The organism is Halorubrum sp. SD612 (genome assembly GCF_002135005.1).
This window is the reverse complement of record NZ_NEWI01000082.1, coordinates 1-13,310: the sequence shown is the minus strand read 5'-3', so window position 1 is coordinate 13,310 and position 13,310 is coordinate 1. Positions and strand designations below refer to the sequence as shown.

The following is a 13,310-nucleotide window of genomic DNA, read 5'->3' as shown; positions in this document are numbered from 1 at the left end:
CGTTCATGTTCGAGGAGGTGCCGGAGCCGGTCTGGAACACGTCGACCGGGAACTGGTCGTCGTGCTCGCCCGCGATCACCTCGTCGGCGGCGGCGACGATCGCCTCCGCGGTGTCGTCCTCGACGAGCCCGAGGTCGCGGTTGGCCTGCGCGGCCGCCTTCTTGACGACGCCGAGCGCGCGGATGAACCGCCGGCTCATCCCGATCCCCGAGACGGGGAAGTTCTCGACGGCGCGCTGGGTCTGCGCGCCCCAGTAGGCGTCCGCCGGCACCTGCATCTCGCCGAGGCTGTCCTCCTCCGTGCGGTAGTCGTCTCCCATGCCTCGGCCTTCCCGCGAGACGCTGTAAAAGGTACTGGAAGGCGTCACCCACGTGAAATCGTGCGGTACGGTATCAACACAATTGCCACCGAGAAGCACGACTTTTACGAGGGTTCCGTCGACTGGCCCGATGGGGCGAGCGCCGCCACGAAACCGCCTGTGGCGCCACACTTGAGATGTATCGGCCGCTCTCGGCCGGGAATTTAACTCGACTAAAACCGGTTCAACTCGGGGCGACGGCGTTCCCGTTATATGTCGGTCCGGCGGCAACGGCCGAGCGCCAATGAGCTCGAACGACTCAGCGATCGGAACGGCGCTCGACCGCGACACGGTCCGGTCGACGAGCAGACTGCTGATCGGCGCGCTGGCGGTCGTCGGCGTGCTCTCGCTCGTGACGCTGCTACCGGGGGTGGACCGGCTCGTCCCGTTCGCGCCGGTGACGTTCGCCGCGGTCGCGACGGGCGTCGTCGCGCTCGCGGTGGCCGGAATCCTCCTGTACGCCGCGCCGAAGTTCGCGCTGCTGACGCGCCTGGCGCTCGGCGAGGCCGACGCGGAGGGGGACGCTCGCCCGGACCGGATCGCCGAGAACGCGGGCGGCGTGGTCCACTGGCTCGTCGTCTTCGGGGCGGTGCTCGTCGCGTACCGCGGGCTCGCGGGCGTCGCGGTCCCCGTGTTGAACGGCGCCGCGTGGGCGTACGACGCCGCCTTCCTGTTCGTCGCGCTCGTCCCAGTGGTGTTCCTCGTCGCCCGCCTGACCGTCACGGTCGACCCGCTCGCTGAACTGGTCGCCGACCGCGTCGCGGGCGGCGCCGGCGCCGCAAATGACGACGGTGCCGGCGACGACGACGAGGTCGACGACTCCGCGGCCGAATTCGACGAGCCGACTGCGAGCGAGACCGGCGAGGACGGCTGACCGAAACGCCGACGCCGCACTCCCTTATTTAAAAACGAACGGGAGCGTGACGAGCGCCCCGTTGATCCCGAACGCGACCAGCAACAGCAGCCCGAGCGGCGGATCGTCGCCCGGATAGGTCGCGAGCAGCACGAGCGCGCCGACTCCCAGCGCGGCCAGCCCGAGCGTCAGCGCGGCGTCCGACCACCGGTTCCACGCGTCGTCGAGCGCGGGTTCGAGCCTCGCGAGCGGCCGGTCGGTCTCGGGGTCGTCGCCAGCACGGTCGGATCGGTCAGTCCACGCCGTATCGTCGACCGGCTCGTCGAGCCACGCGTCGCGTTCGGCGGTCCGTTCCGCTGTTCCACGTGAACCCGAATCCCCCCGGCCGAGCAGCCGCCGGATCCCGGAGCGGCCGGCGGCCGCGAACAGCGCCGCGACCGCGACCGCGGCGAGTCCGCCGAGGACGGTCGCAGAGGTGACGCGCGCCTCGACGGCCAGAAAGAGCGCGACGAACGCCAGCAGCGAGACCGCGGCGAGGACCCCGCGGACGGCGCGGACGAGTTCGGATCGCATCAGCGTGGAGGGTGGAAGCGGGAAGTCGGCGGGAACGCGGCGCGGTTTCAGGCCTCGTCGACGGGGAGCAGCCCGGCATCGCGGAGGTCACCGGCGAGCGCACCGTCGCCGTGCTCCACGTACGCTTCGGGCGTGTACGTCTTGATTTCCAACGCGTGGACCGACTGCGTCATGTGATCGCCGACCGCGTCGTACACGCGCTGGTGCTGGTCGACGAGCGATTCGCCCTCGAAGGCCGGCGAGACGACGACGGCCGCGAAGTGGGCGTCCTCGTCCTCGTCGTTGTGGATCCGGGGCGCGGTGACCCGGGCGACCGCGTCGGGGAGGTCCGCCTCTATGAGGTCGGCCACCTCGTCGGGTTCGATCGGCATGGTCCCGCTCGGTTGCGGAGGGGCAAAAGTCGACCGGCCACGTCCGGCGGGGCGAACGCGCTCTGGCAAGGGGAGCGCGCTCAGACGCGGTCGAGCCGCGAGAGCCCGTTCCAGATAGCGTCGACGAGCCGCGACTCGGCGTCGTCACCGGGGGCCGTCTCCTCCCACCCGCGTGCGACGGCGTCCTCCAACACCGCGAGCGAGTGGTTCTCGAAGTTGTTCATGCCGCGGAAGGACTCCAGCGCGTCGCGAGCGTCCTCGCCGAACTCCGCGATCGGCTCGCCGTCGTAGAAGCCGAGGTCGGCGAGCGCCGACCCGACAGCGACCGCCGTCTCGCCGGCCAGTTCCCGCGTCTCGTCGGGCGCCTCGCGTTCGAGGAGGGTCACGTCGTATATCTTGAACACGCGCTCCAACTCGTCGATCGGCCGCTCGTGGTCGTCGACGCGCACGTCGACCCAGCGGTCGTTCCTGCCGTCGTAGCCGCCCTCGGGCTTCGCGACGTACAGCGCCGCGGACTGCTCGCCGCGCTTGTCGCCACCGGCCTCGTTGCCCGCGTGGAGCGCGGCGATCAACCGTTCCGGGAGCCCCCCGTCGGTCTCCTCGAACGCCGCGGCCATCGCGTCGAGGGTGTCGGCGTTCTCCAAGATGTTCCCCTGAACCGTGTAGTGGTCACCCTGTCGGTCGCCCGCGTGGTCGTGACACTCGTCGCCCGTGAACGCCGCCGGGGGCTCCTCGGGGTCGACGCCGACGATCCCCACCTGCCGCGAGGGCGCCTCGTCGTCGGCGCCCGTGAGCCGGTCGATCGCCTCCGCGGGGGCGTGCCCCTCGCGGAGCAGGTCGAGCCCGTCGGGGCCGTAGGCGACGTTCGCGAAGCTCTGTGTGGCGACCGCGCCCGCGTCGGCGCTGACGAACGGGACGACGGCGCCGACGCCGACGAACTTGGACTGTACCGCGACGCCGACCGCGTCCGTCTCCGGATCGCGCGCGGCGATCGAGAACGTCGAGGGTCGAGGTGGCATACGGAACCGATCGTGGGTGGCGACGAGCATAAATCCGCCCGTCGCGCGAGCCAGAGTCGAGCGCTTCGGGCGGCGTCACGTCGCCACTTCGATCGGCGTCGCCCCCGCCGCCCCGATTCGCGTCACTCCGCCGCCCAGATTCGCGTCACTCCGCTAGCTCGGCCCAGGTCGGGGCCGCGGCGCCGGTCACGTGGATCCGGTCGGCCTCCACGTCCTCGTAGGCCGCGCCCCACCCGCCGACGGTCCACCGCTCGTTGCCGTCGTCGACGGCGATGGAGGCGATCCCCGTCAGCGCCGTGACGCTCGGGGCCTAGTCGGCGCCGACCGCGGCGTCGGAGAGGTGTTCGGCGTCGACGACCTCGCCGACGAGATCGCGGAGCGCTGGGTCGACCTCGCCGCGGTTCTGAACGCTTATCCCCGCCGACCGACTTCCATCGGGTATGAGCGACGACGACGCCGTCGATGTCGAGTCCGCCGACGACGAGGGCGACGCGGCGAGAGCGAACGGCACGGCGGAGGCGACCGCCGACGGAGCGAGCGGGGAGTCGGCCGCCGGCGACGACGGCGGCGCCCGCGCCGAGAGCGAGGCGCTGGCCGCGGCCGTCGCCGAGCACGACGAGGCGCTCGCCCGCGAGGTGGCGGCGCTGGAGGCGGACCTCGCCGAGACCCGCGAGGCGCTCCGCGAGCGCGACGAGGAGGTCGAAGAGCTGACGAGCAAGCTCGCCCGCGTGAAGGCCGACTTCAGCAACTACAAGGAGCGCGCGAAGCGGAAGCAGGAGGACATCCGGGAGCGCGCCTCCGAGGCGCTCGTCGAGCGGCTCACGCCGGTCCGGAACGACCTGCTGCGCGCGCTCGACCAAGACGAGGGGAGCGACCTCCGCCCCGGCGTCGAGTCGACGCTGGAGAAGTTCGACGACGTGCTCGCCGAGGAGGGCGTCGAGGCGATCGACCCCGAGCCGGGCGAGGAGGTCGACCCCGCGCGCCATCAGGTGATGCTCCGCGTCGATAGCGAGCGCCCGGAGGGGACCGTCCACGAGGTGTACGAGCCCGGCTACGAGATGGGCGACCGCGTCCTGAGCGAGGCGAAGGTGACCGTCAGCACCGGCGACGGCGAGTAGCGCGGCCCGCTTTTCACGACCGCACCGTCGCCTCGTAGGCCTCCGCCAGCTCGTCGAGGCCCGCCTCCGGCTCGGCGGCGTGGGGGACCGATAGCGGCGAGACGGACACCTCGCCGTCGACGACGGCGCGCCGGTCGGTGCCGACGGGGTCCGGGACGTCGTCGTCGTTCATCAGGCCCCAGATCGGATCGGAGAACCCGACGCGACCGTCCCCGTTCCGTTCCGCGCGCAGCCCGTACCACGTCGAGGGGGTCGTGACGCGGAGCGGCGCGCGGTCCTCGTCCGCGATCGGCGCGTTGACGTTGAGGTAGTCCGCGCGGTCGAACACGCCCGCCTCGACCGCCTCGTCGACGAGGAACCGCGTCGCCCGGGCCGCGTGCGCGAAGTCGGCGCCCTCGAACTCGCGTTTCCACCAATCGTCGCCGCCGGGCACGTACATCGAGGCCGCCACCGCGGGCACGTCGAAGAACGCCGCCTCGACCGCCGCCGAGACGGTCCCCGACCGCCCGAGCGTGTACGCCCCGAGGTTCGCGCCCTCGTTACAGCCCGCGACGACCGCGTCGACCTCCGGGACGAGCTCGTCGAGCCCCGCGACGACGCAGTCGACGGGGGTGCCGTCGACGACGTATCCGAGTTCGTGGTCCTCGACGGCCACGTCCTCGGAGAGCAGACGGCCGACGGACGACTGGTCGGCCGCGGGCGCGACGACGGTCACCGCGTACTCCTCGGCGAGCGCGTCGTACAGCGCGCGCAGTCCCGCGGCGTCGACGCCGTCGTCGTTGGTCAGGAGGATCCGGTCCACGCTCATACCCGTATCAGGGGCGAGTCGGGCAAAAGTCCACCGTCGGTCGGGGCCGCGGCGGTCGGCGAACCGACGGTTCGGGAGGGCCGCACCGAACGGAAAAGCACACGTATCGCCGGACCGACGCGTCGGTATGGGATTCGGGGACACCGCGAAGAAGATCCAGACGCTCGCCGACCGCGCGGAGCGCACCTACAAGAAGATCAGCGAGCTCCGCGACGAGGTCGACGAGACGCAGGAGACGGTGATAGACACCTCTGAGCGCGTCAAGACGCTCGAAAACGAGATGGCCGAGCAGCGGGCCGTCCTCGACGCCGTCGCCGAGGAGGTCGGCGTCGACCTCGAACGGGTGAGCACCGAGGCACACATCACCGACGCGGAGGAGGAAGGGACCGCGAGCGACGGCGGCGACGCGGACGACGACGCCGTGTAAACCGCTGCCGCGTAGCCCCCCGGTCAGTCGTCGCTCGCGGCCGGGTCCGACCGCGAGACGACCTCGGCCGGGACCCCCGCGACGGTCGCGCCCGGTGGCACGTCCTCCGCGACGAGCGAGTTCGCGGCGACGCGCGCGCCCTCACCGATCGTGACGCCGGGGAGTACGACCGCCCCGGCGCCGATCATCGCCTGCTCCTCGACGACAACGTCGCCGAGCCGGTACTCCTCGTGGAGGAACTCGTGACACAGCAGCGTGGCGTCGTACCCGATTATCGCGTCGTCGTCGACCCGGATCCGCTCCGGCCAGAACACGTCCGGTGTCGACTCCAGCCCCCACGAGACGCCCTCCCCGACCGCGACGCCGATCCGCCGGAGCAGCCAGTTCTTCAGCCGGAGGCTCGGGCAGATCCGCGCGAGGACGATGACGACGTAGTTGCGGACGACCGCGAGCGGCGACTTCGCGTCCGGCCACGACCACAGGGAGTTCCGGACGCCAGGCGTCGGGAACCTGTCGAGGCGGTCGCTTCGGGACAAATCCTCGCGCGTCGCGTCTGGGTCGTCGTCTGTCACGTCACGCCGTTCGGACGGGGAGGATAAAAGGGTCGCTCCGGGCCGCCGACCCGCCGACCGAGCGGCCGGGCCGGTTCAGGGTCGCAGTTCGTCCATGTGGTCGATCCGGCGCTGGACGAGGTCGGCGGTCCCGATGTCGTGGCGGATGCGGACGCGGTCGCCCGCGGCGGCCAGGGCGTCCTCCGCTTGCGCCTCGGCGGCCGCGATCGAGTCACCGCGGCCGACGACGGCGAACGCCCGCGAGGTGGTGGTGTACAGCCCGCCGTCGCGCTCGTCGACGCTGGCGTAGTAGAGGAGCGCGTCCCCCGCGCTCTCCTCGTCGACCGCGATCGCCGCGCCCGCGTCAGGGTCGGTCGGGTAGCCGTCGGGGACCGCGTACTTACAGACGGTCGCCTCGCCGGAGAAGTCGAGCTCCGGGAGCGCGTCGCCGTCGCGAGCGGCGGCGAGCACGTCGACGAACGGCGTGTCGAGGATGGGCAGCGTGTTCATCGCCTCGGGGTCGCCGAACCGCGCGTTGAATTCGACGACCTTCGGCCCCTCGTCGGTGAGCATGAACTGTCCGTAGAGGACGCCCTTGTAGTCGGGGAGCGCGTCGACGACGGCCTCCAGCACGTCGACCGCGGCCTCGTAGTCGCCCTCGGCCATGAACGGGAGCGAGCGGCCGGTGTCGGTGTACGACCCCATCCCGCCGGTGTTCGGCCCCTCATCGCCCTCGTAGGCGCGCTTGTGATCCTGGACCGCGGGGGTCGTCCGCACGTCTCTGTTCGCGACGAACGCCTGAACCGTGAACTCCTCGCCGACGAGCCGCTCCTCGAGGACGACGCGGTCGTAGTCGGAGTCGCGGAGGTACGCCTTGGCCTCCGCCGCCGTCACTTGGTCGCCGATCACTTTCACGCCCTTTCCACCGGTGAGCCCGGCGGGCTTGACCGCGAGGTCGCCGTCGTACTCGTCGATGTGCTGGCAGGCCGCCTCGGTGTCGTCGAACACGGCGTAGTCCGGGCAGCCGGGGATCGCGTTCCGCTCCATGAACTCCCGCTGGTACGCCTTGTCCGTCTCCAGGCGGGCCTCCGCGGCCCGCGGACCGAACGCGTAGACGCCGGCGTCGTCGAGGGCGTCCGCGACGCCGGCCTCCAGCGCCGACTCCGGGCCGATGACCGCAAGGTCCGCGCCGACCGCGGTCGCGTACTCGGCGACGGCCTCGGCGTCGGTCTCGTCGATCGACTCGAACCCGTCCGCGAGGCGCCGGATCCCCGGGTTCCGGACGCTCGCGCAGCCGTACAGCGCGCAGTCGTCAGCCACCGCTCGGGCGATCGCGTGTTCGCGGCCGCCGCCCCCCACAAGCAACACGGTCTCCGTCATGTCCGACGGGTGACCGCACGGTAGTGTAAACCTTACTCTCTCCGCGGCCCGATATGTGCTCGTTCGTGGATACCCGCGTCGCGGGCGGCGGCGCTCGGCGCGCCCCGGACGCCTTTTGTCGCGCCGGGCCGAACCGGGCCCATGTCACAGCCGACCGAGCGGAACCGCCTCGACGGGGAGGCGAGTCCCTACCTCCGACAGCACGCCGACAACCCCGTCAACTGGCAGCCGTGGGGCGACGCGGCGTTCGAGCGCGCCCGCGAGCACGACGCGCCGGTGTTCGTTTCCATCGGCTACTCCTCGTGTCACTGGTGTCACGTCATGGCCGAGGAGAGCTTCGAGGACGAGTCGGTCGCGGCGGTCGTGAACGACTCGTTCGTCCCGATCAAAGTCGACCGCGAGGAGCGCCCGGACGTCGACAGCACGTTCATGACCGTCTCCCAGCTCGTCACCGGCGGGGGCGGGTGGCCGCTCTCGGCGTGGTGTACGCCCGAGGGGAAGCCGTTCTACGTCGGGACGTACTTCCCGCCCGAGCCGCGGCGGAACCAGCCCGGGTTCCGCGAGCTCTGCGAGCGCATCGCCGACTCGTGGAGCGACCCCGAGCAGCGCGAGGAGATGGAGCGGCGCGCCGACCAGTGGGCCGAGAGCGCGCGCGACGAGCTGGAGTCGGTGCCGACGCCGGAACCGCCGGCTTCGGAGGAGGGGGGCGCCTCGCCGCCCGGCGACGACCTGCTCGACACGGCCGCGGCGGCCGCGCTGCGCGGCTACGACGAGGAACACGGCGGCTTCGGGAGCGGCGGCGCGAAGTTCCCGATGCCGGGCCGGATCGACCTCCTGATGCGGGCGTACGCCGGCCGCGGCCGCGACGCGCTCCTGTCGGCCGCGACCGGCACCCTCGACGGGATGGCCCACGGCGGGATGTACGACCAGATCGGCGGCGGGTTCCACCGCTACGCGGTCGACCGCGAGTGGACCGTCCCCCACTTCGAGAAGATGCTGTACGACAACGCCGAACTACCGATGGTCTACCTCGACGGCTACCGGCTCACCGGCGACCCGAGGTACGCTCGCGTCGCGAGCGAGTCGCTAGCGTTCCTCGACCGCGAGCTGCGACACGAGGGCGGCGCCTTCTTCAGCACGCTCGACGCGCGGAGCCGACAGCCCGCGAGCCGCCGGGACGACGGGGATGCGAGCCGCGGAGACGGCGAGGGCGCGAGCGACGGCGAGGACGTGGAGGGCGCCTTCTACGTCTGGACGCCCGAGGAGGTGGACGCCGTCCTCGACGAGCCGGCGGCGTCGCTGGCGAAGGAGCGGTACGGGATCCGGCCCGGCGGGAACTTCGAGCGCGGCACGACGGTCCCGACGGTCGCGGCGTCGGTCGCGGAGCTGGCCGCGGACCGCGAGCAGTCGCCCGAGGCGGTCCGCGAGACGCTGACCGAGGCGCGCACGGCGCTGTTCGACGCCCGCGAGTCGCGACCGCGGCCCGCCCGCGACGAGAAGGTGCTAGCGGCGTGGAACGGGCGTGCGATCTCGGCGTTCGCGCGGGCCGGGGACACTCTCGGCGAGCCGTACGCCGAGAGCGCCCGCGAGGCACTCGACTTCTGCCGCGACCGGCTCTACGACCCCGACGCCGAGACCGGCGCGCTCGCCCGGCGCTGGCTCGACGGCGACGTGCGCGGGCCGGGGTACCTTGACGACTACGCGTTCCTCACCCGCGGCGCGCTCGACACCTACGCCGCGACCGGCGACCCGGAGGCGCTCGGATTCGCCTTAGATCTGGCCGACGCGCTCGTCGCGGAGTTCTACGACGCGGACGACGATACGATATACTTCACGCGCGACCTCGACGGGGACGGGACCGGCGGGGCGGGAGAGCGCGCCGACGCGGGCCCGCTCATCGCCCGGCCGCAGGAGTTCACTGACCGGTCGACGCCGTCGAGCCTCGGCGTCGCGGCCGAGACGCTCGCGCTCCTCGACGGGTTCCGGACCGGCGGGGAGTTCCGGGAGATCGCCGAGCGCGTCGTGACGACCCACGCCGACCGGATCCGCGGCGGTCCGCTCGAACACGCCTCGCTCGTCCGGGCCGCGGACCTCGTCGAGACCGGGGGGATCGAGGTGACGGTCGCCGCCGACGAGGTGCCGGACGAGTGGCGCGAGACGCTCGGCGAGCGGTACCTGCCGGGCGCGCTCGTCGCGCCGCGCCCGGCCACGGACGCGGGGCTTGACGAGTGGCTCGACCGCCTTGACATGGTCGAGGCCCCGCCGATCTGGGCGGACCGGGACGCGACCGACGGCGAGCCGACCGCCTACGTCTGCGAGGGGTTCGCCTGCTCGCCGCCCCGGACCGACCTCGACGCGGCGCTCGCGTGGCTCGGCGGCGACGAGTGATCCGCGAACCGGTCGGGAGCCGGAACCGTTTAGCCGTCTCGGGACGGTGATTACGGGCGTGTACGACTTCGTCGTCGTCGGAGCGGGGCCGGCCGGGTCGCGGTTCGCGCGCCGGGCCGCCGAGGCGGGACGCGAGGTCCTCCTGCTGGAGTCGGGGACCGTCGGCGAACCGCTGGCCTGCTCCGGCCACGTCTCGACGGACCTCTGGGAGTACGTCGACGACGGGGCGGTAGACCGGCTCCGGCAGAACCGAGTGTTCGGCGCGCGGTTCCACGTCGGCGGGCCGGAGTCGGCCCCCTATCCGTTCTACAAGCGGGAGCCCGTGTCGAACGTGATCGACCGGGTCGGCCTCGATCGGACCTTGGCGGACCTCGCCGAGGACGCGGGCGCGGACCTCCGGGAGGGCCACACCGTCGTCTCGGTCGACGAGCGCGGCGACCGCGTCGTCGTCGAGGCTAGCCTCGCGGACGGCGCCACCGAGCGCTTCGAGGCGCGCATGGTCGCCGGGTGCGACGGTCCGACCTCGCGGGTGCGCCGCGCGCTCGACCTCCCGGAGCCGGACGAACTGCTCCACGGCGTCCTCGCGTTCGACGACGCGGCGGACGCGGGCGACTACGTCGACGTCCACCTCACCGCGCCGACGTTCTTCGCGTGGCGGATCCCCCGCGGCGACGCCGGCGTCGAGTACGGGCTCGCGGCGCCGCCGAGCGAGGACGTGTCGGCGGGCTTCGACCGGCTCACGGACGCGTACGGCGCGACGACGGACCGTCGCTGCTCGGGCGCGATCCCCGTGGGACCGCCGGCGCGGACGACGAGCGACCGCGGCTTCCTGATCGGCGACGCCGCCGCGCAGACGAAGCCGTTCACCGGAGGCGGAATCTTATACGGGATGCGCGCGGCCGACGTCGCCGCGGCGGCGATCGACCCGCGCGACCCGGCGACGCTCGCCGACTACGAGTCGCAGTGGCGCGAGGAGCTGTCGACGGAGATCCGGCTCGGGAAGGCGATACGGCGGTGCTACTCGCTGCCGGAGCCGGTCCAGCGGGTCGGGCTGCGGGCGCTCTCGGGCGAGATCGGCGTCCACATGGACGAGCCGTCCTCGTTCTTCTCGCCGTCGAACCTCCGGGCGCTGTTCTCGCGGGCCGAGCCGCCCGAGGAAGGCCGCGTAGAGAGAGACGCGTGACGGCGGCCTCGAAGGGTCTCGCGACCTCGCAGCGCGGCGCTACTCCTCGACGACGTTCGCGAACGAGACGTTCTCCCGGACGCTCGTGATCTCGACGGTCGGCTCCTCGCCGGGCTCGGCGTCGGGGACGATGACGACGTAACCGCGTTCGATCTTCGCGATCCCGTCGCCCTTGTCGCCCAGCGTCTCGATCGTCACCTCGCGGACCTCTCCCTCCGAGACGGGCGGGTCGGGTTGGACGGCCCCGGCGGCCCCGCGAGAGGTGGGTCGATCGCCCCCGGCGGACGGGGGGCCGCTGGCGTCGGCGTCGGCGTCGGGAACGGACGACGCGGCCCCGTCGTCGGCCGCCGCCGACGGCTCGCCGTCGGAGCGGTCGAGGACGGCGATCCGGTACGTCTCGCCGACGCTGACGCTTCCGTGTTCGATCTCCGACGCGGGGACGGTGACGACGTAGTCGTCGCCGCGGGACTCGACCCGACCCGTGTACAGACACGCGAGAGAATCCGTGATTTCGACCATGCCCACCCGTTGCGCGCACGGGGATGAAAAGCCACCTGTTCAGGCGTCCCACGCCCGATGGTAAACGTTTACCCTGTTCCGAATAAATTGGGGGGTATGAGCCGGAACTACGAGTCGCTCCACGACCCGAACGCGGAGTACACGATGCGGGAGCTCTCCGCCGAGACGATGGGGACCACGGGGACGCGCGGCGGCGATCGCAACGTCGAGATCACGGACGTCCAGACGACGATGGTCAACGGGAACTTCCCGTGGACGCTCGTCCGCGTCTACACCGACGCGGGCGTGGTCGGCACCGGCGAAGCGTACTGGGGCGCCGGCGTCCCGGAGCTGATCGAGCGCATGAAGCCGTTCGTGATCGGCGAGAACCCGCTCGACATCGACCGCCTCTACGAGCACCTGATCCAGAAGATGTCCGGCGAGGGCTCCGTCGAGGGCGTCACGGTCACGGCCATCTCCGGCATCGAAGTCGCGCTCCACGACCTCGCCGGCAAGATTCTCGACGTGCCCGCCTACCAGCTGCTCGGGGGGAAGTACCGCGACGAGATGCGCGTCTACTGCGACTGTCACACCGAGGACGAGGCGGACCCCGAGGCCTGCGCCGACGAGGCCGAGCGCGTCGTCGACGAACTCGGCTACGACGCGCTGAAGTTCGACCTCGACGTCCCCTCGGGCCACGAGAAGGACCGCGCGAATCGCCACCTCCGCCCCGGCGAGATCCGCCACAAGGCGGAGATCGTCGAGAAGGTCACCGAGCGCGTGAAGGACAAGGCGGACGTCTCCTTCGACTGCCACTGGACGTTCTCGGGCGGCTCCGCGAAGCGCCTCGCGGACGCCATCGAGGAGCACGACGTGTGGTGGCTCGAAGACCCCGTCCCGCCGGAGAACCTCGAAGTCCAGGAGGAGGTCACGAAGAACACGGTCACGCCGATCGCGGTCGGCGAAAACCGCTACCGCGTCACCGAGCTCCGCCGGCTCATCGAGAACCAGGCGGTCGACATCGTCGCGCCTGACCTGCCGAAGGTCGGCGGCATGCGCGAGACCCGCAAGATCGCCGACATCGCGAACCAGTACTACGTGCCGGTCGCGATGCACAACGTCGCCTCGCCGGTCGCGACGATGGCCGCGGCACACGTCGGCGCCGCCATCCCGAACTCGCTCGCCATCGAGTACCACTCCTACGAGCTCGGCTGGTGGGAGGACCTCGTCGAGGAGAGTGTGATCGAGGACGGGTACATCGAGGTGCCGGAGGAGCCGGGCCTCGGCGTCACGCTCGACATGGACGCCGTCGAGGACCACATGGTCGAGGGCGAGACGTTGTTCGACGAAGCGTAAGCCGAAGTCGAACTCGATAGCTCAGCTTTGAACGTTGAAGTAGGAGCGTGACGTAGGCGGTAGTGAAGACGGATGATGCCGATTACGGACTTCTTGTCGTGTACGCGTGTGTTTGACGAGTTCGAATCGCTGTCATCAGCTCAACGCCATCACGCGAAAACCTACGCCACCGGTCTTGTTGCGGCCAGCAACAAGACCGTGGCAGGCATCTCACGCGAAGTCCTTCCAGCTGGAGACAAACGCGCTCTCAACAAATTCCTCACCGAGTACGACTGGGACGAACAACAATTCAACCATGAGCGCCTCGAAGAACTCCAAAAACACGGTGAAACACGCTGGTCGAAGGATGGCTACATCATCCTCGACGACACGATCACCCACAAAGCCGGGGACGAAGTCCCCGGCGTCGGCCACTTCTACGATCACG

Annotated in this window: 16 protein-coding genes; 7 read left to right on the top strand and 9 right to left on the bottom strand. The window is 71.3% G+C overall.

Features of this window, described 5'->3' with window-relative positions:
* Positions 1-319: lyase family protein (locus B9G38_RS10385; protein WP_255375974.1), on the bottom strand; the 319-nt coding region annotated here is incomplete at its 3' end.
* 283 nt (positions 320-602) lie between these two features.
* Between B9G38_RS10385 and B9G38_RS10380 the strand changes: the two genes are divergently transcribed.
* Complete coding sequence (locus B9G38_RS10380; protein ID WP_086216725.1) at positions 603-1,232, top strand: hypothetical protein; 630 nt, start codon at positions 603-605, stop codon at positions 1,230-1,232.
* A gap of 24 nt (positions 1,233-1,256) precedes the next feature.
* Here the strand turns inward: B9G38_RS10380 and B9G38_RS10375 are convergent, their stop codons facing one another.
* The 4 genes from B9G38_RS10375 to B9G38_RS18540 all read right to left on the bottom strand — a co-directional run bounded on the left by B9G38_RS10375 (position 1,257) and on the right by B9G38_RS18540 (position 3,457).
* The gene (locus tag B9G38_RS10375) at positions 1,257-1,784 is read right to left on the bottom strand and encodes a hypothetical protein (RefSeq protein ID WP_086220323.1); all 528 of its coding nucleotides are present in this window, start codon (positions 1,782-1,784) and stop codon (positions 1,257-1,259) included.
* Between the two features lie 47 nt (positions 1,785-1,831).
* The gene (locus tag B9G38_RS10370; protein WP_086216724.1) at positions 1,832-2,155 is read right to left on the bottom strand and encodes a BolA family protein; all 324 of its coding nucleotides are present in this window, start codon (positions 2,153-2,155) and stop codon (positions 1,832-1,834) included.
* 80 nt (positions 2,156-2,235) lie between these two features.
* Positions 2,236-3,174, bottom strand: a complete 939-nt coding sequence (locus tag B9G38_RS10365) for a DUF1028 domain-containing protein (protein WP_086220322.1) — start codon at positions 3,172-3,174, stop codon at positions 2,236-2,238.
* Between the two features lie 145 nt (positions 3,175-3,319).
* The gene (locus B9G38_RS18540) at positions 3,320-3,457 is read right to left on the bottom strand and encodes a TrmB family transcriptional regulator sugar-binding domain-containing protein (protein ID WP_255375975.1); all 138 of its coding nucleotides are present in this window, start codon (positions 3,455-3,457) and stop codon (positions 3,320-3,322) included.
* A 157-nt stretch (positions 3,458-3,614) separates the two neighbouring features.
* On the opposite strand from B9G38_RS18540, the gene B9G38_RS10355 reads away from it, so the two are divergent.
* Positions 3,615-4,292 carry a nucleotide exchange factor GrpE gene (locus B9G38_RS10355; protein ID WP_086216808.1) on the top strand — a complete coding sequence of 226 codons (678 nt, stop codon included), beginning with the start codon at positions 3,615-3,617 and terminating at the stop codon, positions 4,290-4,292.
* A 13-nt stretch (positions 4,293-4,305) separates the two neighbouring features.
* Here B9G38_RS10355 and surE read toward each other — a convergent pair whose 3' ends face one another.
* A complete protein-coding gene (gene surE / locus B9G38_RS10350; protein ID WP_049929447.1) occupies positions 4,306-5,100 on the bottom strand; it encodes a 5'/3'-nucleotidase SurE in 795 nt (264 codons plus the stop codon).
* A 127-nt stretch (positions 5,101-5,227) separates the two neighbouring features.
* On the opposite strand from surE, the gene B9G38_RS10345 reads away from it, so the two are divergent.
* On the top strand, positions 5,228-5,527 hold the full coding sequence (locus B9G38_RS10345; protein ID WP_049929446.1) for a DUF5798 family protein: 300 nt from the start codon (positions 5,228-5,230) through the stop codon (positions 5,525-5,527).
* Positions 5,528-5,550: 23 nt separating this feature from the next.
* On the opposite strand, the gene B9G38_RS10340 is transcribed toward B9G38_RS10345, so the two are convergent.
* Positions 5,551-6,099, bottom strand: coding sequence for a DapH/DapD/GlmU-related protein (locus tag B9G38_RS10340; RefSeq protein WP_049929445.1), 549 nt, complete (start codon positions 6,097-6,099; stop codon positions 5,551-5,553).
* 75 nt (positions 6,100-6,174) lie between these two features.
* Positions 6,175-7,458, bottom strand: a complete 1,284-nt coding sequence (gene purD, locus B9G38_RS10335) for a phosphoribosylamine--glycine ligase (protein ID WP_086220321.1) — start codon at positions 7,456-7,458, stop codon at positions 6,175-6,177.
* Positions 7,459-7,599: 141 nt separating this feature from the next.
* Between purD and B9G38_RS10330 the strand changes: the two genes are divergently transcribed.
* Positions 7,600-9,846, top strand: coding sequence for a thioredoxin domain-containing protein (locus B9G38_RS10330; protein ID WP_086220320.1), 2,247 nt, complete (start codon positions 7,600-7,602; stop codon positions 9,844-9,846).
* Between the two features lie 58 nt (positions 9,847-9,904).
* Positions 9,905-11,029 carry a geranylgeranyl reductase family protein gene (locus B9G38_RS10325; protein ID WP_049929442.1) on the top strand — a complete coding sequence of 375 codons (1,125 nt, stop codon included), beginning with the start codon at positions 9,905-9,907 and terminating at the stop codon, positions 11,027-11,029.
* A 39-nt stretch (positions 11,030-11,068) separates the two neighbouring features.
* Here the strand turns inward: B9G38_RS10325 and B9G38_RS10320 are convergent, their stop codons facing one another.
* Complete coding sequence (locus B9G38_RS10320) at positions 11,069-11,548, bottom strand: TRAM domain-containing protein (protein ID WP_086220319.1); 480 nt, start codon at positions 11,546-11,548, stop codon at positions 11,069-11,071.
* A gap of 96 nt (positions 11,549-11,644) precedes the next feature.
* Between B9G38_RS10320 and B9G38_RS10315 the strand changes: the two genes are divergently transcribed.
* Both B9G38_RS10315 and B9G38_RS10310 read left to right on the top strand, forming a co-directional pair.
* Positions 11,645-12,883, top strand: a complete 1,239-nt coding sequence (locus tag B9G38_RS10315) for a mandelate racemase/muconate lactonizing enzyme family protein (RefSeq protein ID WP_086220318.1) — start codon at positions 11,645-11,647, stop codon at positions 12,881-12,883.
* A gap of 72 nt (positions 12,884-12,955) precedes the next feature.
* Positions 12,956-13,310: transposase (locus B9G38_RS10310; RefSeq protein WP_143415409.1), on the top strand; the 355-nt coding region annotated here is incomplete at its 3' end.